We start from the raw sequence: 24971 nt of genomic DNA, 5'->3' as shown, positions 1-24971 counted from the left end.
GGGTGCGGATTGATCACCGTCGAGCTCGCCCTGCGGCTGCGCGCGGCCGGCCTCGAGTGGCACCCGACCTCCGGTGACCGGTTCGTCATCCCGGGCCGCGAGATGGACGCCGACGTGTTCGTGGTGAGCGAGCTGACCATCGACGTCCACCAGGCACCGACCGGGCCGCTGATCCGCTTCAACGGCACCACCGAGTGGGCGCTGGACAGCGTGCCGCAGGAGTCGGTGGTGTGGCTGCCGCGGGAGGGCCAGCTGCGCGAGGCGCTCGGGGCGCGGTTCCGCCGGCTGGAGCCGATCGGTGACGGTCTCGCGGTGGTGCTCGCCGCGCCCGACGGCACCGAGGAGCGCCACGTGGACGTCGACGCCGAACGCGCCTACGCCCGGGCGCTGCTGTCGGTGCTGGGGTCCTGACCGCCCCGCGCGAGCGCCGCGGGCACCGCCACCGCCAGCAACGCCGCCGGCACGAGGAAGCCGGCGAGCGGGTCGGCGTGGTAGATCGGGGTGATCGCCACCGGGCTCAGGGCGCCGCCGCCGAACCGCACGGCCTGCACCACCGACACCGCCCCGCCCCGGTTCTCCCCGGGCGTCCCCAGGACCATCGCGTTGACGCCCACGAGCACCAGCTGGGTGGCGACGCCGCCGACGGCCCAGGCGAGCGCGACCGGCCAGACGGCGGGGAGCACGCCCACCGCCACCACCACGACGGCGCCCAGCCCGGCCCCGAGCAGGACGCTGCGGCGCGCGCCGACCCGGTCGACGCCGCCGCCGACGAGGCGGGCGGTGAGCAGGCCCGCCACGCCGAGGCCGGTCAGCAGCAGCCCGCGCGGGCCCGCGCCGACGCCGAACTCCTCCTCCAGGCGCAGCGCGACGAGGAAGCTCAGGCCCGCGAGGCAGCCCCAGCCCAGCGCCGCGGCCACGCCGGCCCGCAGGACCTCGGGCCGCAGCGCCGCCCGCAGCGCGTCGCCCAGCCCCGGGCGGACGGCGTCGGGGCGGGTCTCGGAGGGGATGCCGAGCACGAGCAGCAGGGCGGCCACGACGGCGACACCGCCGAAGGCGAGCCGCCAGTCGACCTCGGCGGCGAACCCGCCCAGCAGCGGCGCCGAGGTCTGACCGGCCGCCTGCAGCGACCCGAACCAGCCCAGCGCCCGCCCCAGCCGCTGCGCCGGCACGGCGGCGGCGAGCGCGGACAGCAGCAGCGGGGTGGTGAACGCGTTGGCCGCCCCCTGCAGGGCGCGGGCGGCGAGGAACACCGGGAACGCGGTCGCGAGGATGCAGGCCACCGAGGCGAGCACGTACGCCCCGTAGGCGGTGACCACCGTGCGCCGCCGGCCCCACCGTTCGCCCAGGGTGCCGGAGAACAGCATCACCGCGGCGAACGGGAACAGGTAGGCCGTGAGCGAGAGCGACGCGGTGCCGGGCGACACCCCGTACGCGGCCCCCAGCTCGGGGAGCATCGCCACGGTGATCCCACCGCCGAACGGGCCGAGGAACGCCCCCGCGTAGAGCCCGCCCCGGGCCAGCGCCCCCGGCCGGGGACCGCGGTTCAGTTGCCCGAGCCGCCCGTGCCGCGGCGGCGCAGGTAGCGCTCGAAGTCGGCGGCGATCGCGTCGCCGTCAGCCTCGGGCAGCTCGTCGTCGGCCTCGGCCTCGGCCTGCTCCTCGAGCTGGCGCACGTACTCGCGCACCTCGTCGTCGGCCTCGGCCATCTCCGAGACCGTGCGCTCCCACTCCTCGGCCTGCTCGGGCAGCCCGCCGAGCGGCACCTCGACGTCGAGCAGCTCCTCCACCCGGTGCAGCAGTGCGACGGCCGCCTTGGGCACGCGCGCCTGCGAGACGTAGTGCGGCACGGCCGCCCAGAACGACACCGCGGGCACCCCGGCCTCGACGCACGCGTTCTGGAACACCCCGACGATCCCCGTCGGCCCCTGGTAGCTCGACGGCTCGACGCGCAGCGCGCCCGCGGAGGACTTGTCGTAGGAGATGCCGCTCACCGGGGTGGGCCGCGTGTGCGGCGTGTCGGTCAGCAGCGCACCGAGGGTGATGACCTTGGTCACGCCCAGCTTGTCGACGTGGCCCAGCAGCTCCCGGCAGAACGCCCGCCAGCGCAGGTTGGGCTCGATGCCGTTGACCAGCACGACGTGCCGCTCCGTGCCGGGCAGGGTGGCCACGGACAGCCGCGTGGTCTGCCACTCGATCTTGCGCGTGACGCCGTCGGCGAGCCGGACGTGCGGGCGCGTGACCTGGAAGTCGTAGTACTCCTCGGGGTCGATCGAGGCCAGCGGTGTGGCGTCCCAGCTGAGCTCGAGGTGCTCCAGCGCGGTGCTGGCGGCCTCCCCGGCGTCGTTCCACCCTTCGAAGGCGGCGATCATCACCGGCTCGACGAGACGCGGCTGGTCGCCCGACGCTCCGGTGTCCGGGTCGCGATCGGTCATCGGTCCAGCCTACGGCCCACCGCGCTCCCCGACCGGGCCGTCCCCCGTGGACGACTACCGTGGGCACGTGCGGTCCGATCTCGACTCGACGTTCCTCGACACGCTCGACCGGCGCGTGGTGCTCGCCGACGGCGCGATGGGCACCATGCTGCAGGGCGCCGACCTCACCCTGGACGACTTCGCCGGCCTCGAAGGCTGCAACGAGATCCTCAACGACACCCGCCCGGACGTCGTCCGCCACATCCACCGCGCCTACTTCGAGGCGGGCGCCGACGCGGTGGAGACGAACACGTTCGGGGCGAACCTGCCCAACCTCGCCGAGTACGACATCGCCGGGCGGATCCGGGAGCTGGCCGAGAAAGGCGCGCGGCTGGCCCGCGAGGTGGCCGACGAGCTCGCCACCGCCGACCGCCCGCGCTTCGTGCTGGGCTCGGTCGGACCGGGCACCAAGCTGCCGACGCTGGGCCACGAGTCCTTCGCCCGCCTCCGCGACGCCTACACCGAGTGCGGGCGCGGGCTGCTCGCCGGGGGCGCCGACGCGTTCGTCGTCGAGACCTGCCAGGACCTGCTGCAGGTGAAGGCGGCGGTGCACGGGATGCAGCGGGCGATGGCGGCCGAGGGCCGGCGCATCCCGCTGGTCACCCAGGTCACCGTGGAGACCACCGGCACGATGCTGCTGGGCAGCGAGATCGGCGCCGCGCTCGCGGCGATCGAGCCGCTGGGCGTCGACCTGATCGGGTTGAACTGCGCCACCGGCCCGGCCGAGATGAGCGAGCACCTGCGCACGCTGTCCAAGCACGCGCGCATCCCGCTGTCGGTCATGCCCAACGCCGGGCTCCCGCAGCTGGGCCCGACGGGCGCGGAGTACCCGCTCACGCCCGACGAGCTGGCCGAGGCGCTCTCCGCGTTCGTGCGCGACTACGGGCTGCGTCTCGTCGGGGGGTGCTGCGGCACCACGCCCGCCCACATCAGCGCCGTCGCCGACGCCGTCCGCGACGTCACGCCCGCCGAGCGCACGCCGCGGCCCGAGCCCGGCGTCGCCTCGCTGTACGCCGCGGTGCCGTTCCGGCAGGACACCTCCGTGCTCATGGTCGGCGAGCGCACCAACGCCAACGGGTCCAAGAAGTTCCGCGAGGCGATGCTGGCCCGGGACTGGGAGGCCTGCGTCGGGATCGCCCGCGACCAGACGCGCGAGGGCGCGCACCTGATCGACCTGTGCGTCGACTACGTGGGCCGCGACGGCGTCGCCGACATGGCCGAGCTGGCCGGGCGGCTGGCCACCGCGTCCACGCTGCCGGTGATGCTCGACTCCACCGAGCCCGACGTGCTCAAGGCGGGCCTGGAGCGACTGGGCGGTCGTTCGATCATCAACTCGGTCAACTACGAGGACGGCGACGGGCCCGGCTCGCGGTTCCAGCGCGCGATGGAGCTGGTCCGCGAGCACGGCTGCGCGGTCGTCGCGCTGTGCATCGACGAGGAGGGCCAGGCCCGCACCGCGGAGTGGAAGGTGCGGGTGGCCGACCGGCTCATCCGCGACCTGACCACGAACCACGGGATGCACGTCGAGGACATCGTCGTCGACACGCTGACCTTCCCGATCACCACCGGGCAGGAGGAGGTCCGGCGCGACGCGCTGGAGACCATCGAGGCGATCCGCGAGCTCAAGCGCCGCTACCCCGATGTGCAGACCACCCTCGGCGTCTCGAACGTCTCGTTCGGCCTCAACGCCGCGGCGCGCCAAGTGCTCAACTCGGTGTTCCTGCACGAGTGCGTGAACGCCGGCCTGGACACCGCGATCGTCTCCGCCGCGAAGATCCTGCCGATGTCGAAGATCCCCGACGAGCAGCGCTCGGTCGCGCTCGACCTGGTCTACGACCGGCGCCGCCCCGACTACGACCCGCTGAACAAGTTCATGGAGCTGTTCGAAGGGGTGTCGGCTACCTCCGCCCGCGCCGGCCGCGCCGAGGAGCTGGCCGGGCTGCCGCTGTTCGAGCGCCTCGAGCGGCGCATCGTCGACGGTGAGCGCGAGGGCCTGGAGGCCGACCTCCTGGCGGCGCTGGAGTCCCGACCGGCCCTGGAGATCATCAACGACACCCTGCTCGCGGGCATGAAGACCGTCGGGGAGCTCTTCGGCTCCGGGCAGATGCAGCTGCCGTTCGTGCTGGCCAGCGCCGAGGTGATGAAGGCGGCCGTGGCCTTCCTCGAGCCGCACATGGAGAAGGCCGAGGACGACCAGGGCAAGGGCACGATCGTGCTCGCCACCGTCAAGGGCGACGTCCACGACATCGGCAAGAACCTCGTCGACATCATCCTCACCAACAACGGCTACACGGTCGTCAACCTCGGCATCAAGCAGCCGATCTCCACGATCCTGTCCGCCGCGCAGGAGCACCGGGCCGACGCCGTGGGCATGTCCGGGCTGCTGGTGAAGTCCACGGTGGTGATGAAGGAGAACCTGCAGGAGATGAACGGGCGCGGGGTGGCGAAGGAGTTGCCCGTGCTGCTCGGCGGCGCCGCGCTCACCCGCTCCTACGTGGAGAACGACCTCTCCGAGGTCTACGAGGGCCGGGTCGACTACGCCCGCGACGCGTTCGAGGGCCTGCGGCTGATGGACGCCACGATGGCCAGGGCCCGCGGTCTCGCGCCCGCCGTCGACCCCGAGGAGGAGGCGAAGCAGGCCGAGCGCAAGGCCCGCCACGAGCGGTCGAAGCGCATCGCGGCCAAGCGCAAGGCGGCCGAGGCCGAGGCGGCCGGGCCGCTGCCCGCCCGCTCGGACGTCGCGCTCGACAACCCGATCCCGGCCCCGCCGTTCTGGGGCACCCGCGTGGTGAAGGGCGTGGCGCTGGCCGAGTACTCCGGGATGGTCGACGAGCGCGCGCTGTTCCTGGGCCAGTGGGGGCTGCGCGGCGCGAAGGGCGGGTCGGGCCCGTCGTACGAGGAGCTCGTCGAGACCGAGGGCAGGCCCCGGCTGCGGTACTGGCTGGAACGCCTGTCGACGGAGGGGGTGCTCGCGCACGCCGCCGTCGTCTACGGGTACTTCCCGGCCGTCGCCGAGGGTGACTCGCTGGTCGTGCTGACCGAGCCCGCCCCGGACGCCCCCGAGCGCTTCCGCTTCACCTTCCCGCGCCAGCGCCGCGACCGGCACCTGTGCCTGGCCGACTTCTGGCGGCCCCGCGAGCGCGCCGTCGCCGAGGGTGTGGTCGACGTGCTGCCGCTGCACCTGGTGACGATGGGGCAGCCGATCGCCGAGTTCGCGAACGCGCTGTTCGCCCAGGACGCGTACCGGGACTACCTGGAGGTGCACGGCCTGGGCGTCCAGCTGACCGAGGCGCTGGCCGAGTACTGGCACCGGCGCGTCCGCGAGGAGCTGGTGTTCCCGTCCGGACCCGCGGTGGCCGCGGAGGACCCCGACGACGTCGAGGAGTTCTTCAAGCTCGGCTACCGGGGCGCCCGCTACTCGCTCGGCTACGGCGCCTGCCCCGACCTCGAGGACCGCGCCAAGATCGTGGAGTTGCTGGAGCCCGGCCGGATCGGCGTGGAGCTGTCCGAGGAACTGCAGCTGCACCCCGAGCAGTCGACCGACGCGCTCGTGGCCCACCACCCGGAGGCGAAGTACTTCAATGCTGGCTAGCGATGGTCCCGGCAGCGGTCCCGCCGCCGTCCTGTGGGACATGGACGGCACGCTGGTCGACTCCGAGAAGGTCTGGACGGTCTCGCTCGCCGAGACCGCCCGCCGCCTCGGCGGGGAGCTGAGCGCCCGCGCGCGCGAGGACATGGTCGGGTCGAACATGCCCCGCAGCCTGGGCATCATGTTCGACGACCTGGGGCTCCCGCACGAGGCCGACCGGCTGGCGACCGCCGAGCGCTGGCTGACCGAGCGCACCGGCGAGCTGTTCGCCGCCGGGCTGGAGTGGCGTCCCGGCGCGCTCGAGGCGCTGCGCACCGTGCGCGCCGCCGGGTGGCCCACCGCCCTGGTCACCAACACCCTGCGCTCGCTCACCGAGCAGGCGCTGGAGAGCATCGGGCGCGAGCACTTCACGGTGACGGTGTGCGGGGACGAGGTGCCGCACGGCAAGCCGGAGCCCGACCCCTACCTGCGCGCCGCCGAGCTGCTGGGCGTGGCCCCGGAGCAGTGCCTCGCGATCGAGGACTCGCCCACCGGCACCGCAGCGGCCGAGCGGGCCGGTGCCGCCGTGCTCGTGGTGCCGTGCGAGGTGCCGGTGCCCGCCGGTCCGCGGCGCATCCAGCGCGCCTCCCTCGCCGGGCTGACCCCCGACGACCTCCGTGCCGGCTACGCGCAGGCACGGAGCGAGCGCGCGGCGTGACCACTCGGCCCGTCCGGGGGTCCGCTCGGCGGGATCACGGGACGTGCTGGAAGGCTGGTTGCGCCACCCGCCGCAGCGCGAGGACCGGGCGCAGCAGTACCACCGCGCCGGTTCGCGTCCCGCGCGAGGGCGGATGACACTGATGAGGAGAGGAGGGGTCGAGGTGAAGACCTTCGACGGGCTGTTCGCCGAGCTCACCGAGCGCGCCGCCCGCCGGCCGGAGGGTTCCGGCACGGTTGCCGCGCTCGACGCCGGCGTCCACGCGCAGGGCAAGAAGGTGCTCGAGGAGGCGGGCGAGGTCTGGCTGGCCGCCGAGCACGAGGCCGACGACGCGCTGGCCGAGGAGATCTCCCAGCTGCTGTACCGGATCCAGGTCCTCATGATCGGGCGCAAGATCACGCTCGACGACGTCTACAAGTACCTGTAAGAGGAGAGTTCCCCATGCTGCGCGTCGCACTCCCGAACAAGGGGACGCTGGCCGAGCCCGCCGCCACCATGATGCGGGAGGCGGGGTACCGGCAGCGCTCGGACTCCCGCGACCTCAGCATGCTGGACGAGGAGAACGAGATCGAGTTCTTCTACCTGCGGCCCAAGGACATCGCCACCTACGTCGGCTCCGGGGACCTGCACCTGGGCATCACGGGCGCCGACCTCATGGACGAGTCCGGCAGCCAGGTCAAGCGGGTCATCGAGCTGGGCTTCGGGGCCTCGAAGTTCCGCTTCGCCGCACCCGAGCTCACCGACGAGGGCGAGAAGTGGACCATCGCCCACCTCGAGAGCAAGAAGATCGCCACGTCCTACCCGCGCCTGGTCCGCGCCCACCTGGCCCGCAACCGCGTCCGCGCCGACATCATCAAGCTCGACGGCGCCGTCGAGATCTCGGTGCAGCTGGGGCTGGCCGACGCGATCGCCGACGTCGTGTCCTCCGGCCGCACCCTGCGCCAGCACGGCCTCGTGGCCTTCGGCGACGCGATCGCCGAGTCCCAGGCCACCCTCATCGAGCGCGAGCCGCGCCCGGACCGGCCGGAGACCGTCGAGGTCAAGGCGGCCAAGCAGGTGTTCAGCGCGCGGATCCAGGGCGTGGTCTACGCGCGGCAGTACCTGATGCTCGACTACGACTGCCCCAACAACGTGCTGGAGCAGGCCAAGCGCATCACCCCGGGCATGCAGGCCCCCACCGTGTCGCCGCTGTCGGACCCCGACTGGTCGGCCGTCCGCTCGATGGTGCGCCGCACCGTGGCGAACAAGGTGATGGACGACCTCGCGGCGCTCGGCGTGCGCGCGATCCTGACCTCGGAGATCCGCTCCTGCCGCGCGGTGGACGGCAGCGGCATCCACCCGTAGGGCGGGATCAGCGGGGACGCACGATCAGGGCCTGGGTGCTGTGGCCGGTGTGGCCTTGCGCGTCGTGCAGCTGTCCGGACACCGTGCCGAGGCCCGTCGGACCCACCACCGTCGCCGCGCGCACGCCCATCCACTCGCCCACCGGGGCGCGGTGCAGGTGGACGGTCAGCTCGGTGTTCACGAAGAGCCACTCGCGCACGTCCAGCGGGGCGGCGACGCCGTTGGCGCAGTCCGCCGCCACCGCGAGGCGCTGGGTGGGGGTCGGGTCCTCGCCCTCGACGAGGGGCACGCGCTGGCGCAGCCATGCGGTGCTCGGACCCGGGTCGTCGAGCCCGCCCGAGAGCCAGCGCCACTCCAGCGCGTCGAGGAAACCGGGCAGCCAGCCCTCGGGCCGCTCGTGCAGCACGCCCTGCGACGGCGGCGCCAGCGGCTCCGCCGTGCCGAGTGCGACCGCGGCGGTGTCGCCGCTCGTCAGGCGCCACGCCCGCGCCCGCAGGACCGCCCGCCCGCCCGCGGTCATCTCCGCCGCGAGCAGCTCGATCGCGCGCCCCGGCCGCTCCACCGAGGCGCTGACCCGCACCTCGCCGGCCGGCACCGGCCCGAGCACCTCGACGGTGAGCCGGGCGAGCTGCGCGCCGGGCCGTCCCGGAAGCCGTTCCAGCGCACGCGCCAGCAGCGCGGAGGGCGGGCCGACGTGCTGGGCGTCGGCGAACCACGGCCCGGTCGTCGAGGAGGTGGCGTGGAACCGCGCGCCGTCCGGGCCGTCGAGGGGGCGGTAGAAGGGCTCGAGGGTCATGCGCCGGTGTCGACCAGACGCCACTGCCCGTCCACGCGGCGGAGCTGGCTGGTGACGGTGTTGCGGGCGCCGTTGACCTCGGCCGACCAGGTGATGCTGGCGGTGTCGCCGGTGACGACCACCCCCTGCACCTGGGCGCCCTGCACGATCCCGTCCACGGTCTCGGCGGCGCCGGGGATCGCGTAGACGGCGGTGAGCGCCTCCTCGCAGGTGTCGGCGGTGATCCCGCGCGACTGGAGGTTCGCCAGCAGCTGCTGGGTGGTCTCCGGGGCGTTGAACTCGCACGCCGTGGCGAAGTCGCGGGCCAGCAGCGCCTCGTAGTAGTCGCGGAAGACCGCCTCGACGGCCTGCTGGTCCGCCGCCGGGTCCGGCGCGACCACCGACGGCGGGGGTGGCCCCGGCTGGGGGGCGGGCGTGCCGGCCACCGGGTTGCCGCACGCGGTGAGGGCGACCAGCGCTGCGGCCAGCGCGCCGGCGACTGCGGCGGGGAGCGTCTTCACGCGTGTCAAGGTAGAGCAACCCGTTCGGAGCAGTGGCGCCGCCCGGGAGTGTCGCGGGGAGTGTCGGTGGCCTCGCCTACCCTGCGGAGCGTGACCGACAGTGCGGGCGCCGCCACCAGCACCGCAGGCGAGGTGGCCCCGCGGCGACGTCCGGCGCTGTCGCCGTCGCGGGCGGGCGATTTCAAGCAGTGCCCGCTGCTCTACCGCTTCCGGGCCATCGACCGGCTGCCGGAGCTGCCCTCCCGGTCCCAGATCCGCGGCACCCTCGTCCACACCGTGCTCGAGCGCCTCTACGACCTGCCGGCCCCTCAGCGCTCGCCCGAGGCCGCGCGCCGGCTCGTCCGGCCCGCGTGGGAGGAGCTCTGCGCGGAGCTGCCCGAGCTGGTGGGCCAGCTGTTCGACGGCCCCGAGGACCCCGAGCTGCCCCGGTGGTTGGAGTCCGCCGACGCCCTGCTCGAGGTCTACTTCCGGATGGAGGACCCCCGGCGGCTCGAGCCCGCGGCCCGCGAGCTGCTCGTCGAGACCGAGCTCGCGTCGGGCCTGCTGCTGCGCGGCTACGTCGACCGGCTCGACGTCGCGGCCACGGGCCAGGTGCGGGTGGTCGACTACAAGACCGGCGCCGCGCCCCGCGAGTTCGCCGAGGTCAAGGCGCTGTTCCAGATGAAGTTCTACGCGCTGGCGCTGCTGCAGCTGCGCGGCGTCGTCCCCACCCAGCTGCGCCTGCTCTACCTGGCCGACGGCGAGTCGCTCACCTACGAGCCCGACGAGGCCGAGCTGCGCCGCTTCGAGCGCACGCTGGAGGCGATCTGGTCGGCCATCCGCACAGCGGGGGAGAACGGCGACTTCCGCGCCAACCGCACCCGCATGTGCGAGTGGTGCAGCCACAAGGCCCTCTGCCCGGCCTGGGGCGGCACCCCGCCCGCCTACCCGGGCTGGCCGGCCGAGGAGGAGATCGCGCCCACCGCGCTTCTGACGAACGGCACTTTCGTCGGTTAGGTTCCGACGAAAGTGCCGTTCGTCGGGGTGGGAGCCTGCAGCGGAGCCCGGCCGGGGGAGGCGTTAGCGTTGCGCCCCGTGTCCGAGCCCCGATCCACCGCCACCACCGACAGCGCCGACAGCGCCGACCCGGTCGAGCCCGGGACGGGTGACGAGCTGCCCGCCCGCGGTGGCCCGTTCCGCGCGGGGGACCGGGTGCAGCTCACCGACCCGAAGGGCCGCCACTACTCGCTCACGCTCGAGGCGGGCGGGCAGTACCACACGCACCGCGGCGGGCTGGCCCACGACGACCTGATCGGGAAGCCCGAGGGCAGCGTCGTCGTCTCGCCGGTGGGCACGCCCTACCTGGCGCTGCGCCCGCGCCTGGCCGACTACGTGCTCTCCATGCCCCGCGGCGCGCAGGTGATCTACCCGAAGGACGCCGCCCAGATCCTGATGTGGGGCGACGTGTTCCCCGGGGCGCGGGTGCTGGAGGCCGGTGCCGGGTCGGGGGCGCTCACCTGCTCGCTGCTGCAGGCCGTCGGGCCCGACGGCGCGGTGGTGTCCTACGAGGTCCGCGACGACCACGCCGAGCACGCCGAGCGCAACGTGCGCCAGTTCTTCGGGCGCCACCCCGAGCACTGGACGCTGCGGGTGGCCGACCTCGCCGCGCACGACGGGTCCGACGAGCGGTTCGACCGGGCCGTCCTCGACATGCTCGCCCCGTGGGAGCACCTGGAGACCGTGTCGCGCGCGCTCATCCCGGGCGGCGTGCTGGTCGGCTACGTCGCCACGACCACGCAGCTGTCCCGGCTCGTGGAGGACCTGCGTGCCCAGCAGTGCTGGACCGAGCCCCAGGCGTGGGAGTGCCTCGTGCGGCCGTGGCACGTGGTGGGCCTCGCGGTGCGCCCGGACCACCGGATGCAGGGGCACACGGCGTTCCTGGTGACGGCGCGCCGCCTCGCCGAGGGTGTCGTCCCGCCGCGCCCGCAGCGCAGACCGACCAGCCGATGAGGCCGACCGGCTGAACGGCGCGCCTCCTGGCGGTGACCGGATCAGCACGGGAGGCTGTCGTCAAGGTGCCGTCCGGCTGAGTGGTGGATCACCGGTTCGTCGCACGGGTCCTGACCCCCGTTGGCAGGTACCGTATGGAAACGGAACACGGAGGGAGGATGCCGTGAACCCCTACGACGGTCCCGGCAGGCGTGAACCAGGTGATCGCGGCGAGCTCAGCCCCGCCGAGGCCGCCGCACAGATCCGCTTCCTCGAGGAGGAAGTGGCCTTGCTCCGCCGCAAGCTCACCGAGTCCCCGCGGCACGCGCGCGTCCTCGAGCAGCGTCTCGCCGAGTCGGCCAGCCGGCTCGCGCAGCTCTCCGCGCGCAACGAGAAGCTCACCGAGACCCTCAAGGAGGCCCGGGGACAGCTCGTGGCGCTCCGCGAGGAGGTCGACCGGTTGGCGCAGCCGCCCAGCGGCTACGGCGTCTTCCTCGCCCGTTATCCCGACGAGACCGTGGACGTGTTCACCTCGGGGCGCCGGATGCGCGTCGCGGTGTCACCCGCGGTCGAGACGGCCGAGCTGCGCAGCGGGCAGACCGTGCGGCTCAACGAGGCGCTCACCGTGGTCGAGGCGGGCGAGTACGACCGCATCGGCGAGGTGTGCGGTCTGCGGGAGGTGCTCTCCGAGCCCACCGAGGACGGGGTCGCGGGCCGCGCTCTGGTGGTCGGGCACGCCGACGAGGAGCGGGTGGTGTGGCTGGCCGCCCCGCTGTTCCCCGGTCCGGACAACCCGGACACGGTGTCGCTGAAGCCCGGCGACTCGCTGCTGGTCGACACCAAGGCCGGCTACGCCTACGAGCGGGTGCCCAAGGCCGAGGTCGAGGACCTGGTGCTGGAGGAGGTGCCCGACGTCGACTACTCCGACATCGGTGGCCTGTTCCGCCAGATCGAGCAGATCCGCGACGCCGTGGAGCTGCCGTTCCTGCACGCCGAGCTGTTCAAGGAGTACGAGCTGCGCCCGCCCAAGGGCGTGCTGCTCTACGGCCCGCCCGGCTGCGGCAAGACCCTCATCGCCAAGGCCGTGGCCAACTCGCTGGCCAAGAAGGTGGCCGCCGTCCGGGGCGACGACCCCGAGGACGGCCGCGCGTTCTTCCTCAACATCAAGGGCCCCGAGCTGCTCAACAAGTTCGTCGGCGAGACCGAGCGGCACATCCGGCTGATCTTCCAGCGGGCCCGGGAGAAGGCCTCGGCCGGCACCCCGGTGATCGTGTTCTTCGACGAGATGGACTCGATCTTCCGCACTCGTGGCTCGGGCGTGTCCTCCGACGTCGAGACCACGATCGTGCCGCAGCTGCTGGCCGAGATCGACGGCGTCGAGGGCCTGGAGAACGTCATCGTCATCGGCGCCTCCAACCGCGAGGACATGATCGACCCCGCGATCCTGCGGCCGGGCCGCCTGGACGTGAAGATCAAGATCGAGCGGCCGGACGCCGAGGCGGCGCAGGACATCTTCTCCAAGTACATCACCGAGACCCTGCCGATCCACGCCGACGATATCGCCGAGTTCGGCGGCAACCGCAAGGCCTGCATCGACGCGATGATCCAGCGGATCGTCGAGCGGATGTACGACGAGACGGAGGAGAACCGGTTCCTCGAGGTCACCTACGCCAACGGCGACAAGGAGACCCTGTACTTCAAGGACTTCAACTCCGGCGCGATGATCCAGAACATCGTGGACCGGTCGAAGAAGTCGGCGATCAAGTCGGTGCTCGAGACCGGCCAGCCGGGGCTGCGCGTGCAGCACCTGCTGGACGCGATCGTCGACGAGTTCGCGGAGAACGAGGACCTGCCCAACACCACCAACCCCGACGACTGGGCGCGCATCTCCGGGAAGAAGGGGGAGCGGATCGTCTACATCCGCACCCTGGTCACCGGGAAGAACGCCGAGACCGGCCGCGCGATCGACACGGCGTCGAACACCGGTCAGTACCTGTAGCCCGTCCAGACCAACGCGCCCCCGTCCGGCCTACCGGGCGGGGGCGTCGTTCGTCCGTTCGAGGCAGGGCTCCGCCAGCGTGCGCAGGAGCAACCAGCCGACAGCGGGGAGTGCGATCAGCGGGGCGAGCGCCACCTGCAGCGAGGTGTGGTCGGCCGCGGCGCCGATGAGCGGGCTGGCGATCCCGCCGACGCTGACGGTGAGGCCGAGCGTCACCCCGCCCGCCGTGCCCACGCGCCGCGGGAGGAAGTCCTGGCCCAGCGTGATGTGCAGCGAGAACGGGACGTAGAGGCACGCCGAGGTCAGCGCCACGCAGGCGAACAGGAGCGGGCCGGGGACGAACACCACGCCCGCGACCGCGGGGACGGCGAGGACGTAGGACCAGCGCACGACCGGGACCCGGCCCCAGCGGGTGGCGAGCCTGCCGCCGAGCACGGTGCCGACGGCGCCGCCGAGGTAGAGCACGAACAGCGCGGCGGTGCCGGCGACCTCGCCGCCGCCGGTGCGGCCCTGGGCGTAGAGGGACAGGAACGCGCTCAGCCCGACGAAGACGATCGAGCGGCAGACGATGGCCCCCGACAGCCGGGCGAAGGAGGCCCAGTCGTCGGCGCCGGTGGCGGCACGGGCGGCGGTGGACGCGGTCGCCGTCACGGCCCTCAGCGCCGTCACGCAGAGGGCTGCGCCCACCAGCGCGGGCAGGACCAGGAGCGGCGAGGCGTCCAGACCACCGGTCGCGACGACCGCGGCCACCAGCAGGGGCGAGGTGGCGAACCCGATGTTCCCCCCGAGGGAGAACCAGCTCATCGCCGTGTGACTGCCGGCGCTGGCGCTCCGGGCCACGCGGGCGGCCTCGGGGTGGTAGGCGGCGACCCCGATCCCGGACAGGGCGATCGCGGCGAGGGTCAGGGGGTAGGAGTCGCCGACGCCGGAGAACGCGATGCCGATCCCGGCCACCAGCGTGCTCACCGGCAGCAGCCAGGGCAGCGGCCACCGGTCGGTGAGCGCGCCGAACAGCGGCTGCACCACCGAGGACAGCAGGGACGCCGCGAGGACGAGACCGGCTGCCGCGGCGTAGGTGTAGGCGCGCTCGGACACGAAGTAGGGCACCAGGGCGGCGACGGCCCCCTGGTAGACGTCGACGCAGGCGTGCCCCGTCGACATCAGCGTGATCGGTCGGGTTCGCGGCACGCCGTCGATCGTCGCCACCGACGACGCTGTCGCGCTTCCGATAAAGTGCCAAGGTATGCCGGAAGCCCGCCACACGCCGACGGCGCCGACACGGGTCCAGTCGCTCGCCGCCGGTGAGAGCATCGACCCGCACCGCCACGACGACCACCAGATCCTCTACGCGGGCTCCGGCGTGCTGGCCATCACCACCGGCGCCGGCACCTGGTTCGCCCCCGGCACGCGCGCGATCTGGGTGCCGGCGGGCACCGTCCACGCCCACCGCGCGCACGGCCGGCTCGACCTGCACATGCTCGGGGTGCCCGCGACCGAGAACCCGCTCGGCCTGGACGCGCCCACCGTCCTGGAGGTGGGCCCGCTCCTGCGCGAGCTGATCCGCGCCTACACCCGCTCCCCGCACGACGACAGCCCCGCGCGCGGCAGGCTGCGCGCCGTACTGCTCGACGAGCTGCGCGCGTCCCCGCAGCGCCCGGTGCACCTGCCCGAGCCCCGCGACCCCCGGCTGGTCGCCGTGTGCGACGCCGTGCGCCGCGATCCGGCGGACGGGCGCACGTTGGCCGCGCTCGGCGCGGAGGCCGGCGCGGGTGAGCGCACCCTCTCGCGCCTCTTCCGCGCCGAGTTCGGGATGAGCTTCCCGCAGTGGCGCACCCAGCTGCGCCTCTACCACGCGCTGCGGATGCTGGCCGACGGTGCCGCCGTGACCACGGTGGCCCACCGCTGCGGCTGGGCGTCGACGAGCGCGTTCATCGACGTGTTCCGCCGCACCTACGGCCACACCCCCGGAGCGCACTCCGGCCGTGTCCGATCCGTTCACGACGGAGGGCCGGGGGCGCGCCTACCGTCGCGGGCATGACGATCGAAGCGAAGCTGGACGCGGTCGGCGTGGTGGTCGCCGACATGGCGAAGGCGCTGGCGTTCTACCGGGCGCTCGGGCTGGCCGTGCCCGACGGCGCCGAGGACCAGCCGCACGCGGAGGTGCCGCTGGGCGGCGGGATGCGCCTGATGTTCGACACCGAGGAGACGGTCCGCTCGTTCTACCCGGAGTGGGAGGCCGTCCCCGGTGCGGGCCGGATCGGGCTGGCCGTGGCGCTGCCGGACGCGCGTGCCGTGGACGCGGCGTACGCGGAGCTCACGGCGGCCGGGCACCACGGCGAGCTGGCGCCGTTCGACGCGCCGTGGGGGCAGCGCTACGCCTGCGTGCACGACCCGGACGGCAACGGCGTGGACCTCTACGCGCCCCTGGCGAGCTGACCGGGTGCGACCCCGGCCAACGCCCTGACCTCGCGGGACAGGTGCGGCTGGTCCGCGTAGCCGGCCGCCGCCGCGGCCTGCGCGATCGGGACGCCGTCGTGCAGCAGCGCCGCGGCCCGCCGGAAGCGCAGCACGCGGCGCAGCACCGCCGGGCCGTAGCCGAACGCGGCCAGGCAGCGGCGGTGCAGGGAGCGCTCGGTCCAGCCGAGGTGCTCGGCGGTGTCGCGGGCCGTGGCACCGGCGTCGAGGTGGGCGCTCACCACCCGCAGGGCGGCCTCCGCGGGCGAACCGGGCAGCGCCGTCGTCACCGCGAGGAGCACCGGGACGGGGGAGGCGCCCTGCTCCAGGCGGGCGAGGGCGCGCCGGGCGAGGTCCGGGCGCAGCGCCTCCAGCGGCACCCGCCGGTTGCGCACCTCCACCGCAGGCACCCCGAGCAGCGCAGGCAGCCGGCCGGGGGCGAAGCGCAGACCCGCCCCGATGTCACCGGGTTCGCGCCGGGCCGGGTGCGGGGCGGTGTCCGGCCCGGCGACGAGCAGCTCGCGGCCCGTCCAGACGAGGTCCATGCAGCCGTCGGGCAGCACCTGCTGCACGCGGGCGGGCGCGTCGTCGGCGACGCGCACCGTCCAGACTCGCTCGACCTCGCCCCGCAGCGCGGGCGGCGGCAGGGCCTCGCGGTAGACCACCCGGCAACGGTATCGCCCGCCCCTGACGGCTCGCGCCGTCCCGGCCACCGACGGTGTCCGGCTGCGATCAGGTACCGATCTGCTGCACCCGGACGAACTCGAGGTGGCGTTCGTACTGGTCGAGGATGTCGTCGGTCAGCTGCCCGTAGCTGTACCCCATGACGTCGTAGCCCTGGCCCCCTTCGCGCAGGTGCACCTCGAGACGACAGTAGGTGTCGGTGCCCTTCGGGAACGCGGGCCCGTAGACCGGCACGGGCACCTCGCGCGGCCGGATCTGGTAGCGGAACGGGTGCTCCTCGCCGAGATCGGCGGTCAGCTCGACGAAGCTGCTGCCGTCCTCGTCGCGGTCCTGCTGCGCCCGTGCCCGCACTCCCCGCTCCTGCAGGTGCGCGGCCACCTCCTCGACCGCGGGTAGCGCCACCTCGGCGAGGAACTCCTCGGCGCGCTCCGGGCCGGGGAACGACATCGCCCGGTCGATCCGCGCCCGCCAGCCCGGGCCGCCGTGCCGGTGCCCGTCGGGCGCGCTGCGCCAGGAGAGGGAGGAGCGCAGGCTCTGCTCCTGGCCCTCCGCGTGCAGGGCCTCCGTCCGCAGGGCGGAGTACAGCCCGTACATCACGAGCACCAGCACGAACGCGAACGGCAGCCCCATGATGATGGTGGCGTTCTGCAGCGCGGGCACCCCGCCGACGACGAGCATCCCCACGGTGAGCAGGCCGGTTGCCACCGCCCAGAAGATGCGCACCCCCGGCGCCCCGTCCGAGTGCACCGTCGGGAGGCGCGAGGTCAGGTTGCTCATCACCAGTGCGGCCGAGTCGGCCGAGGTCACGTAGAACAGCAGGCCGACGAAGGTGGCGACCGCGGCGATGAACGTGACGCCCGGGTACTGGGCGAGGAGCTCGTAGAAGCCCTGTGCGTTGTTGGCGACCGTGTTCTCCCCGAACGCGGTGTCGCCGTCGCGGATGACGTCGATCGCGCTGTTGCCGAAGATCGAGATCCACATGACGATGTAGGTGAACGGGATGACCAGCGTCCCGGCCACGAACTCCCGGATGGTGCGCCCGCGGGAGATCCGGGCGAGGAACAGCCCCACGAACGACGCCCACGCGATCCACCACGCCCAGAAGAACAGCGTCCACGCGTTGAGCCAGTCCACCGGGCGGTCGTAGGCGAAGGTCTCCATCGTCATGCCGGGGAAGGAGCTGACGAAGTCGCCGACGTTCTGCACGATGCCGTTGAGCAGGAACACGGTGTCGCCCACGACGAGGAGGTAGAGGGCGAGCCCGATCGCGAGCAGCACGTTGAGCTGGGACAGCAGCTTGATGCCCCGGTCGACGCCGCTGACCGCCGAGACCGTGGCCATCGCGACCGCCACGGCCACCAGCCCGACCTGGGCCGCCGTCCCCTCGGGGATCCCGAAGAGGAAGAAGAGCCCGTAGTTGAGCAGCACCACGCCGATGCCGAGCGACGCGGCGACGCCGAAGATGGTGCCGAGCACCGCGGCGAGGTCGACGGCGGTGCCGATCCCGCCGTGGATCCGCTTGCCGAACACCGGGTAGAGCGCGGACCGGATGGCGAGTGGCAGGTTCCTGCGGTAGGCGAAGTAGGCCAGCGCCATGCCCATCAGCGCGTACATCCCCCACCCGCTGATCCCGTAGTGGAACAGCGTCCACACCACGGCGTCCTCGGCGGCCGCCAGGGTGCCGCCCTCGCCGCGCGGTGGTGTGAGGTACTGCGTGACCGGCTCGACGACGGCGAAGAACATCAGGTCGGTGCCGATACCGGCGGCGAACAGCATCGACGCCCATGCGAACGTGCTGAACTCCGGCCGTGAGTGCTCCGGGCCGAGCCTGGTCCGGCCGAGGCGGGACCCACCCACGAAGATCACGAAGACCAGGATCGCGGTCGAGAGCAGGATGTAGAACCAGCCGAACCACTCGGAGGTCCAGCCGACCACCGCACCGATGGTGTCGGCCGCGGCGGTCGGGGTGATGATCGCCCAGATCGCGATGACCAGGGTGACCGCGCCCGAGCCGTAGAAGACCACCGGGTTGATCCGGGCGCGCGGCGCCGGCGTCGGTCCGGGTTCCGGCCCTGGTGTCGGCTCCGGTGTCGTGGCGCTGCCGGCCCCGCTCTCGTCCATCGAGCCTCCTCGCTCGCCACCCGCACTCGGGATCGGCGAAGCTTCTCATGCCGGGGGTCGGCTGCGAAGGGTTCCCGAGACGACGAACGGCACTCTCGTCGGTACCTGGCCGACGAGAGTGCCGTTGGTCCGGCGGTGCCCCCTCAGGACTGGCGCAGCACGCCCTGGATCTCCAGGTTGATCTGCACCTTGTCGCTGACGACGACGCCCCCGCCGTCGAGCGGCATCTTGATGTCGACGCCGAAGTCGTTGCGGTCGATCGTGCCCGAGGCCGAGAAGCCGGCGCGGGTGCCGCCGAAGGCGTCCGGGCCGAAGCCGACGACCTCGAGGTCCAGGGACACGGGACGGGTGACGCCCTTGATCGTGAGCTCGCCGTCCAGCACGAGGTCCCCACCGTCGGTGCGCACGCCGGTGGAGCGGAAGGTCCACTGCGGGTGGTTCTCGGCGTCGAAGAAGTCGGCCGAGCGGATGTGCCCGTCGCGCTGCTCGTTGCCGGTGTCGATCGACGTGGCGTCGAGCGACGCGGTGACCGAGGAGCTCGCCAGGTCCTCGCCCGTGACGATCTCGCCCGAGAACGACCCGAAGCGACCGCGTACCTTGCTCACCATCATGTGACGGACCGTGAAGGAGACATCGGAGTGCACGGGGTCGATGTCCCAGGTGCCCGCGAGGTAGCCGGGGATGGTGGTCGTTCCTGCCGTGGTCATCGGTTCTCCCAAGTTAGTTGAACGCTCAGTTGTTGAGACGGACACTAGCTGAAGGCGCATGAGCGTTCAACTATTCCGGAGGTGTGGTGTCGGACACACGGTGGCTCGATGACGACGAGCAGCACACGTGGCGCAGCTTCCTGACGGCCAACCGGCTGTTCTTCGACGGCATCGAACGGCAGCTGCAGCAGGATTCGGGCCTCCCGCACGCCTACTACGAGATCCTCGTGCGGCTGTCCGAGGCCCCCGACCGGGAGCTGCGGATGAGCGACCTCGCCTCCACGTCGCTGTCCTCGCGCAGCCGCATCTCGCACGCGGTGGCGCGGCTGGAGGAGTCCGGGTGGGTCCGGCGCAGGCCCTGTGCCGACGACAGGCGCGGCGCGATCGCCGAGCTCACCGACGAGGGGCTGGCCCGCCTGCAGGCGGTCGCGCCGGCCCACGTCGAAGCCGTGCGCCGCGGGCTGTTCGACGCGCTGTCGGCCGAGCAGGTCGCGGCGTTGCGCGACATCAGCGACACGCTCGTCTCCCACCTGTCGGACGTGCCCGTGTGGCCGGCCGCCGACGACCCCGCAACCACTGCCCGCGACCGCCGGTAGCGGCCCCGCGCGGGTCGCCGCCCGGCCACGTCGGCGTCACCTCCCGGTCGCCCCGTCCGGGTGGGATGCCCCCATGTCGTCCCTCCGCCCGCGCGCGCTCGGCGTCCCCGTCGCGCTCGCCCTCGTCGTGACCTCGGCCGCGTGCGGCGCCGCGGCCGCGCCCACCGCGCCCGTCGCGGCGCCCGCCCCGCCGGCCCCGCCGCCGCTGCAGGTCGCCGGGTTCCTCGGCGAGCAGCGCATCCCGTCCGGCACGCAGTTCGCCGGCACCACCGTCGGCGGCCTCTCCGGGCTGGACCGCGACCCGGCCACCGGCACGTGGTTCGTCGTCAGCGACGACCGGTCCGAGCTTGCACCGGCCCGGTTCTACACCGCCGACCTGCGCTTCGACGGTCCCGACGGGGCGCTGTCGGCGGTCGAGCTCACCGGCACGACCCCGTTCCTGCGCCCGGACGGCACGCCGTACCCGCCGCTGGAGGGCGGCGACGGCACCACCGTCGACCCCGAGGACATCCGCGTCGACCCGATCGGCGGTGGGCTGCTGTGGAGCCAGGAGGGGGAGCGGATCGTCCCCGCCGACGGCGGCCCGCCGACGCTGATCGACCCCACCGTCCGGTTCGCCGAGCGGGACGGCCGGTCCGGGGACGAGCTGACCGTGCCGCCCGAGCACCGGGCCGACGCGACGGAGCGCGGCATCCGGCAGAACCTCGGGCCGGAGGGCCTCACCTTCGCCGACGGAGGCGAGCTCGTCGTCACGGCGCTGGAGGGCCCGCTGCTCCAGGACGGCGCGGTGCCGACGCGGGCGGCGGGCGCGGTGTCGCGGATCGTGGTCCGGACCCGCACCGGTGAGGTCGTCTCCCGCTTCGCCTACCCGCAGGAACCGATCTTCGCCGACCCGGTGCCCGCGGGCGGCTTCGCGAACAACGGCGTCACGGCGATACTCGCCGTGGACGCCGCCGACCCCACCCGCTTCCTGGTGCTCGAGCGCTCGTTCGTCACCGGGGTGGGCAACGCCGTGCGCCTCTACGACGTCGACACGGCCGGCGCCACGCACATCCCGGAGGGCGGGTCGGCCGCCGGAGTGACACCGGTGCGAAAGCGCCTGCTCCTGGACCTGGCCGAGCTCCCGCTGGCCTCGCTCGACAACGTCGAGGGCATGGCGTGGGGCCCCGACCGCGCCGACGGGTCGCGGACCCTGGTGCTCGTCAGCGACGACAACTTCTCCGACACCCAGGTGACCCAGTTCGTGGCGGTGGCCGTCCGGAATTGACGGCCCGACCGCGGCCTAGAGTCGTACCCATGGCTTCTCATGTCGATGTCGTGGTCCTCGGAGCGGGTCCGGGAGGGTACGTGGCGGCGATCCGGGCCGCCCAGCTCGGCCGCAGCGTCGCGGTGGTGGAGGAGAAGTACTGGGGAGGGGTGTGCCTCAACGTCGGCTGCATCCCGTCCAAGGCGCTGCTGCGCAACGCCGAGCTCGCGCACCTGGTCACCTCCGAGGCGAAGACGTTCGGCATCTCCGGTGACGTGAGCTTCGACTTCGGGGCCGCGTTCGACCGCAGCCGCACCGTCGCCGACGGGCGCGTCAAGGGCGTGCACTACCTCATGAAGAAGAACAAGATCACCGAGTACGACGGGCGGGGCTCCTTCGTCGACGCCTCGACGATCGAGGTGGCGCTCTCCGGGGGCGGCACCGAGCGGATCACCTTCGACGACGTGATCATCGCCACCGGCGCGCAGACGAAGCTGCTGCCCGGCACGTTGCTGTCGGAGCGGGTGGTGACCTACGAGGAGCAGATCCTCACCCGGGAGCTGCCCGGCAGCATCATCATCGCCGGCGCCGGGGCCATCGGCGTCGAGTTCGCCTACGTCATGCGCAACTACGGCGTGGACGTCACGATCGTCGAGTTCCTGGACCGGCTCCTCCCGCTGGAGGACGTCGACGTCTCCAAGGAGCTCGCCAAGCGCTACCGCAAGCTGGGTGTGCAGGTGCTGACCTCCACCCGCGTGGAGTCGATCGACGACTCCGGCGAGCAGGTCACCGTCACCGTCACCGGCAAGGACGGGCAGACGAAGGAGCTGCACGCCGACAAGGTGCTGCAGGCGATCGGGTTCAGCCCCCGCGTGGAGGGCTACGGGCTGGAGAACACCGGCGTGCAGCTCACCGAGCGCGGCGCCATCGCCATCGACGACCACATGCGCACCAACGTGCCGCACATCTACGCGATCGGCGACGTCACCGCGAAGCTGATGCTGGCCCACGTCGGCGAGGCGCAGGGCGTCGTGGCCGCGGAGACGATCGCCGGCGCGGAGACCATGCCGCTGGAGTACGTCATGATGCCCCGCGCCACCTTCTGCAACCCGCAGGTCGCGAGCTTCGGCTACACCGAGGCGCAGGCCCGCGAGCTGGCCGACGAGAAGGGCTGGAAGGTCAAGGTCGCGCAGTTCCCGTTCACGGCCAACGGCAAGGCGCAGGGCCTCGGTGAGCCGGGCGGGTTCGTCAAGCTGGTCGCCGACGACACCTACGGCGAGCTGCTCGGCGGGCACCTGATCGGCCCCGAGGTCACCGAGCTGCTGCCCGAGCTCACGCTGGCCCAGAAGTGGGAGCTGACCGCCACGGAGCTGGCGCGCAACGTACACGCCCACCCGACCCTGAGCGAGGGCCTGCAGGAGGCGATCCACGGCCTGGCCGGCCACATGATCAACCTCTGACCGCGGGCCGCGATCACCGGCCGTCCACGCACCCCGTCGACGGGTCGCGTGGGCTGATTCGGTGGGCGTGAGCACGCGGCCCATTCCCCCAGGGCTCCTGACGGGCGGGGCGGGTTGCGGTGGGCGCGCCGTTCCCGGCTCGAGACCGCTGCCCCACCCCACGTCCAGGCCCCACTCGCAGTCACCCCGGCACCATGCCCGCCCCCCGCGGCGAGGGTGGCTCGGTTGGCACAACTACCGGGTGACGTGGTCGCCATGACAGCCGTCCCCGACCTGGCCCCGGCCGGTCCACGACGAGACCGTCCCCGCCGGGTGCCACTCAACCGGCTGTGGTGCCGTCCCCCAACCCCTCCGACGACAGGGCTTCATCGGCGAACCGGGGGCCTGAGCCGCACCCCCGCAGGCGCATGGCTCTCGTTCCCGCTGATCACGGGTCCGGGGGGTGGAACGGGACCACAGCAAGGTGCGCACCCACCCGGCAGCGACGGTCTCGTCCCCGACAGGCCTGGGCCAGGTCGGGAACGGCCGCCCACCCGGCCACAACATTCGGTAGTTCACCCAACCCGGCCACCTCGCCGACCGGCGGGGGCAGAGGAAAGCGCTGACTGCGGCGAAGACCCGGGCCGGGCCGAGGGGCAGTGGTCTCGAGCCGGGAACGGCGCGCCCACAGAAGGTTTCCTGACCATATCGACACCATGGGTCTGCGACCGCGGCCGGAGACCCATGACGTAGACGGGGTCGTGCACGGGCGCGTTCCGCGGAACGCGGGAACGGCCATGATCCCGGCGAGGAGTACGCGATGCCGGCATGCGGCTCACACCGCGCCGCCGTGATCGAAGCCGGCGAGCGCCCTAGCGGTCCAAGGGCGGGGGCGTGAATCCCCCGAACTCGCGCTCGGCCAGCTCCGCGAACCGGATGGTGGTGCGGTCGGCGTGCATCGCCCCGATGGCCTGCACGCCGATCGGGAGGCCGTCCTCGGAGGTGCCCACGGGCAGCACCGTCGCGGGCAGGCCGGGCAGCGTGGCGATCCCGGCGAGGGCGAGCTGGTCGAAGTAGTCGTGGTCGTCCTGGTCGAGGCCGTCGATGCGGATCCGGCGGGTCGGGATCGGGCTGTGGTCGTGCGGGAACGCCGGGGTCGGCATGATCGGGCAGAGCACGACGTCGAACTCGGCGAACAGGTCGTGCCAACGGCGGCGCAGCAGCGCGCGCTCGCGGCTGGCGAGCATCCAGTCGCGGTGGCTGAGCACCGTGCCGCGGCTGCGCTCGGCGGCGAGGCCGTGGTCCTCGGGATCCAGCCGCGCGGCGCCGTCGCGGGCGCGCTCGTAGACCTCGGCCGGGTAGCCCGCGCCGAGCTCCGACAGCAGCATGCGCATGTACAGGCGGGCCGCCTCGGCCTGGTCGGGCAGCAGCGGGCTCTCGTGCGCCACCGTCGCCCCTGCCGCGGCGAGCCGTTCGGCGAACCCGGCGATCGCGCGGCGCACGCTCGCGCCCGTCGGGAGCAACGGGTGCGACTCGAGGACGAGCACGCGGTGCCCGGCCAGGGTCTCGTGCCGCGCAGGCGGGAGCGCGAGCCGGTAGGCGGCGCGGGAGCCCAGCGGGTCGGGTTCGGCGAGCAGGTCCAGCAGCAGCCGCAGGTCCGCCGCGCTGCGGGCCATCGGCCCGATGACCGCCAGGTCGTCGTCGAAGGACAGCACGGGCAGCCCCGGCGGCGTGTGCCCGCGCTGGGGCAGCAGCCCGACCGTCGGCTTGTGCGCGTACACCCCGCAGGAGTGCGCCGGGTTGCGCAGGGAGCCGCCGATGTCCGAGCCGAGGGACAGGGCCCCGAACCCGGCGGCGAGCGCCGCGGCCGACCCGCCCGACGAGCCGCCCGGCGTGCGGGAGGTGTCCCACGGGTTGTTCGTCGTGCCGTACACCTCGTTGTAGCTCTGCAGGTCGCCCAGGACGAGGGGCACGTTCGTCTTCCCCAGCACGACCGCGCCCGCCGCCTTGACCCGTTGCACCGCCAGTGCGTCCGCCTCCGGGACGAAACCGGCGAACTCCGGGATCCCCCACGTGGTCGGCAGGCCGGCCATGTGGAAGGACTCCTTGACCGTCATGGGGATCCCGAGCAGCGGTCGCTGCTCGCCGCCGGCCCGCGCGGCGTCGGCGTCCCGGGCCGCGTCGAGCGCCCGGTCGAAGTCCCGCACGCAGACGGCGTTCAGCGCGTCGTCGTGGCGTTCGATCCGCACGATCGCGGCCTCCGCCAGCTCCACCGCCGACACCGCGCGCTCGGTCAGCAGGCCGGCGAGCTCCGTCGCGCTCCGGTGGTCGAGGTCGGTCACGTCCATCTCCTCCGGTCGG

The 24971-nt window shown here is 73.3% G+C and carries 22 protein-coding genes; 13 read left to right on the top strand and 9 right to left on the bottom strand.

What is annotated here, in order from left to right; all coding sequences use genetic code 11:
- Nucleotides 1–9 precede the first annotated feature (9 nt).
- A complete protein-coding gene (locus FB558_RS34155; RefSeq protein ID WP_142060861.1) occupies nucleotides 10–411 on the top strand; it encodes a pilus assembly protein CpaE in 402 nt (133 codons plus the stop codon).
- Here the strand turns inward: FB558_RS34155 and FB558_RS34150 are convergent.
- On the bottom strand, nucleotides 375–1520 hold the full coding sequence (locus FB558_RS34150; RefSeq protein WP_211367085.1) for an MFS transporter: 1146 nt from the start codon (nucleotides 1518–1520) through the stop codon (nucleotides 375–377). The genes FB558_RS34155 and FB558_RS34150 overlap by 37 nt on opposite strands.
- A gap of 23 nt (nucleotides 1521–1543) precedes the next feature.
- On the bottom strand, nucleotides 1544–2431 hold the full coding sequence (locus tag FB558_RS34145) for a PAC2 family protein (protein ID WP_142060857.1): 888 nt from the start codon (nucleotides 2429–2431) through the stop codon (nucleotides 1544–1546).
- Nucleotides 2432–2498: 67 nt separating this feature from the next.
- Between FB558_RS34145 and metH the strand changes: the two genes are divergently transcribed.
- The 4 genes from metH to hisG all read left to right on the top strand — a co-directional run bounded on the left by metH (nucleotide 2499) and on the right by hisG (nucleotide 8100).
- Nucleotides 2499–6062 (top strand): methionine synthase, encoded by a 3564-nt coding sequence (metH, locus tag FB558_RS34140; protein ID WP_142060855.1) that lies wholly within the window; start codon nucleotides 2499–2501, stop codon nucleotides 6060–6062.
- Entirely contained in the window at nucleotides 6052–6756 is a 705-nt protein-coding gene (locus FB558_RS34135; RefSeq protein ID WP_142060853.1) for an HAD family hydrolase, read from the top strand. Before metH ends, FB558_RS34135 begins: the two co-directional genes overlap by 11 nt.
- 163 nt (nucleotides 6757–6919) lie before the next feature.
- Nucleotides 6920–7183 (top strand): phosphoribosyl-ATP diphosphatase, encoded by a 264-nt coding sequence (locus FB558_RS34130; protein WP_142060851.1) that lies wholly within the window; start codon nucleotides 6920–6922, stop codon nucleotides 7181–7183.
- A 14-nt stretch (nucleotides 7184–7197) separates the two neighbouring features.
- Nucleotides 7198–8100, top strand: coding sequence for an ATP phosphoribosyltransferase (gene hisG / locus FB558_RS34125; RefSeq protein ID WP_142060849.1), 903 nt, complete (start codon nucleotides 7198–7200; stop codon nucleotides 8098–8100).
- 7 nt (nucleotides 8101–8107) lie between these two features.
- On the opposite strand, the gene FB558_RS34120 is transcribed toward hisG, so the two are convergent.
- Nucleotides 8108–8896 carry a thioesterase family protein gene (locus FB558_RS34120; protein ID WP_142060847.1) on the bottom strand — a complete coding sequence of 263 codons (789 nt, stop codon included), beginning with the start codon at nucleotides 8894–8896 and terminating at the stop codon, nucleotides 8108–8110.
- Entirely contained in the window at nucleotides 8893–9396 is a 504-nt protein-coding gene (locus FB558_RS34115; protein WP_142060845.1) for a hypothetical protein, read from the bottom strand. Before FB558_RS34115 ends, FB558_RS34120 begins: the two co-directional genes overlap by 4 nt.
- A gap of 90 nt (nucleotides 9397–9486) precedes the next feature.
- On the opposite strand from FB558_RS34115, the gene FB558_RS34110 reads away from it, so the two are divergent.
- From FB558_RS34110 to arc, 3 genes are all read left to right on the top strand, one after another.
- Complete coding sequence (locus FB558_RS34110; protein ID WP_142060843.1) at nucleotides 9487–10392, top strand: RecB family exonuclease; 906 nt, start codon at nucleotides 9487–9489, stop codon at nucleotides 10390–10392.
- Between the two features lie 156 nt (nucleotides 10393–10548).
- Entirely contained in the window at nucleotides 10549–11385 is an 837-nt protein-coding gene (locus FB558_RS34105; protein ID WP_142061869.1) for a tRNA (adenine-N1)-methyltransferase, read from the top strand.
- A 163-nt stretch (nucleotides 11386–11548) separates the two neighbouring features.
- Nucleotides 11549–13363: a proteasome ATPase gene (gene arc / locus FB558_RS34100; RefSeq protein ID WP_142060841.1), complete on the top strand. Its 1815-nt coding sequence runs from the start codon at nucleotides 11549–11551 to the stop codon at nucleotides 13361–13363.
- A 30-nt stretch (nucleotides 13364–13393) separates the two neighbouring features.
- Here arc and FB558_RS34095 read toward each other — a convergent pair whose 3' ends face one another.
- Complete coding sequence (locus FB558_RS34095) at nucleotides 13394–14551, bottom strand: MFS transporter (RefSeq protein WP_246106962.1); 1158 nt, start codon at nucleotides 14549–14551, stop codon at nucleotides 13394–13396.
- Nucleotides 14552–14606: 55 nt separating this feature from the next.
- Here FB558_RS34095 and FB558_RS34090 point away from each other — a divergent pair, with 55 nt between their 5' ends.
- Both FB558_RS34090 and FB558_RS34085 read left to right on the top strand, forming a co-directional pair.
- On the top strand, nucleotides 14607–15401 hold the full coding sequence (locus FB558_RS34090; RefSeq protein WP_142060839.1) for an AraC family transcriptional regulator: 795 nt from the start codon (nucleotides 14607–14609) through the stop codon (nucleotides 15399–15401).
- Nucleotides 15398–15799, top strand: coding sequence for a VOC family protein (locus FB558_RS34085; protein ID WP_142060837.1), 402 nt, complete (start codon nucleotides 15398–15400; stop codon nucleotides 15797–15799). The genes FB558_RS34090 and FB558_RS34085 overlap by 4 nt, the downstream gene beginning before the upstream one ends.
- On the opposite strand, the gene FB558_RS34080 is transcribed toward FB558_RS34085, so the two are convergent.
- From FB558_RS34080 to FB558_RS34070, 3 genes are all read right to left on the bottom strand, one after another.
- Nucleotides 15778–16482 (bottom strand): helix-turn-helix domain-containing protein, encoded by a 705-nt coding sequence (locus FB558_RS34080; RefSeq protein WP_211367041.1) that lies wholly within the window; start codon nucleotides 16480–16482, stop codon nucleotides 15778–15780. The genes FB558_RS34085 and FB558_RS34080 overlap by 22 nt on opposite strands.
- A gap of 67 nt (nucleotides 16483–16549) precedes the next feature.
- Nucleotides 16550–18622: a choline BCCT transporter BetT gene (gene betT / locus FB558_RS34075; protein ID WP_142060835.1), complete on the bottom strand. Its 2073-nt coding sequence runs from the start codon at nucleotides 18620–18622 to the stop codon at nucleotides 16550–16552.
- A 143-nt stretch (nucleotides 18623–18765) separates the two neighbouring features.
- Nucleotides 18766–19329: a YceI family protein gene (locus FB558_RS34070; RefSeq protein ID WP_142060833.1), complete on the bottom strand. Its 564-nt coding sequence runs from the start codon at nucleotides 19327–19329 to the stop codon at nucleotides 18766–18768.
- Nucleotides 19330–19415: 86 nt separating this feature from the next.
- Here FB558_RS34070 and FB558_RS34065 point away from each other — a divergent pair, with 86 nt between their 5' ends.
- The 3 genes from FB558_RS34065 (at nucleotide 19416) to lpdA (ending at nucleotide 22631) form a co-directional block, all read left to right on the top strand.
- Nucleotides 19416–19925, top strand: coding sequence for a MarR family winged helix-turn-helix transcriptional regulator (locus FB558_RS34065; RefSeq protein WP_142060830.1), 510 nt, complete (start codon nucleotides 19416–19418; stop codon nucleotides 19923–19925).
- A gap of 73 nt (nucleotides 19926–19998) precedes the next feature.
- Nucleotides 19999–21192, top strand: a complete 1194-nt coding sequence (locus FB558_RS34060) for an esterase-like activity of phytase family protein (RefSeq protein WP_142060828.1) — start codon at nucleotides 19999–20001, stop codon at nucleotides 21190–21192.
- Nucleotides 21193–21221: 29 nt separating this feature from the next.
- A complete protein-coding gene (lpdA, locus tag FB558_RS34055; RefSeq protein ID WP_142060827.1) occupies nucleotides 21222–22631 on the top strand; it encodes a dihydrolipoyl dehydrogenase in 1410 nt (469 codons plus the stop codon).
- Between the two features lie 851 nt (nucleotides 22632–23482).
- Here the strand turns inward: lpdA and FB558_RS34050 are convergent.
- The gene (locus FB558_RS34050; protein ID WP_425468125.1) at nucleotides 23483–24952 is read right to left on the bottom strand and encodes an amidase; all 1470 of its coding nucleotides are present in this window, start codon (nucleotides 24950–24952) and stop codon (nucleotides 23483–23485) included.
- Nucleotides 24953–24971: the final 19 nt, after the last annotated feature.

Origin of the sequence: Pseudonocardia kunmingensis (assembly GCF_006716445.1) — a bacterium.
Lineage (GTDB): Bacteria > Actinomycetota > Actinomycetes > Mycobacteriales > Pseudonocardiaceae > Pseudonocardia > Pseudonocardia kunmingensis.
This window is presented reverse-complemented; position numbering and strand designations above follow the sequence as displayed.

Coding starts and splice junctions, on each gene's coding strand:
- FB558_RS34070 (WP_142060833.1), bottom strand. CDS start 19,329: ATGACCACGGCAGGAACGACCACCATCCCCGGCTACCTCGCGGGCACC.
- FB558_RS34135 (WP_142060853.1), top strand. CDS start 6,052: ATGCTGGCTAGCGATGGTCCCGGCAGCGGTCCCGCCGCCGTCCTGTGG.
- FB558_RS34120 (WP_142060847.1), bottom strand. CDS start 8,896: ATGACCCTCGAGCCCTTCTACCGCCCCCTCGACGGCCCGGACGGCGCG.
- FB558_RS34090 (WP_142060839.1), top strand. CDS start 14,607: ATGCCGGAAGCCCGCCACACGCCGACGGCGCCGACACGGGTCCAGTCG.
- FB558_RS34060 (WP_142060828.1), top strand. CDS start 19,999: ATGTCGTCCCTCCGCCCGCGCGCGCTCGGCGTCCCCGTCGCGCTCGCC.
- betT (WP_142060835.1), bottom strand. CDS start 18,622: ATGGACGAGAGCGGGGCCGGCAGCGCCACGACACCGGAGCCGACACCA.
- hisG (WP_142060849.1), top strand. CDS start 7,198: ATGCTGCGCGTCGCACTCCCGAACAAGGGGACGCTGGCCGAGCCCGCC.
- FB558_RS34145 (WP_142060857.1), bottom strand. CDS start 2,431: ATGACCGATCGCGACCCGGACACCGGAGCGTCGGGCGACCAGCCGCGT.
- FB558_RS34085 (WP_142060837.1), top strand. CDS start 15,398: ATGACGATCGAAGCGAAGCTGGACGCGGTCGGCGTGGTGGTCGCCGAC.
- lpdA (WP_142060827.1), top strand. CDS start 21,222: ATGGCTTCTCATGTCGATGTCGTGGTCCTCGGAGCGGGTCCGGGAGGG.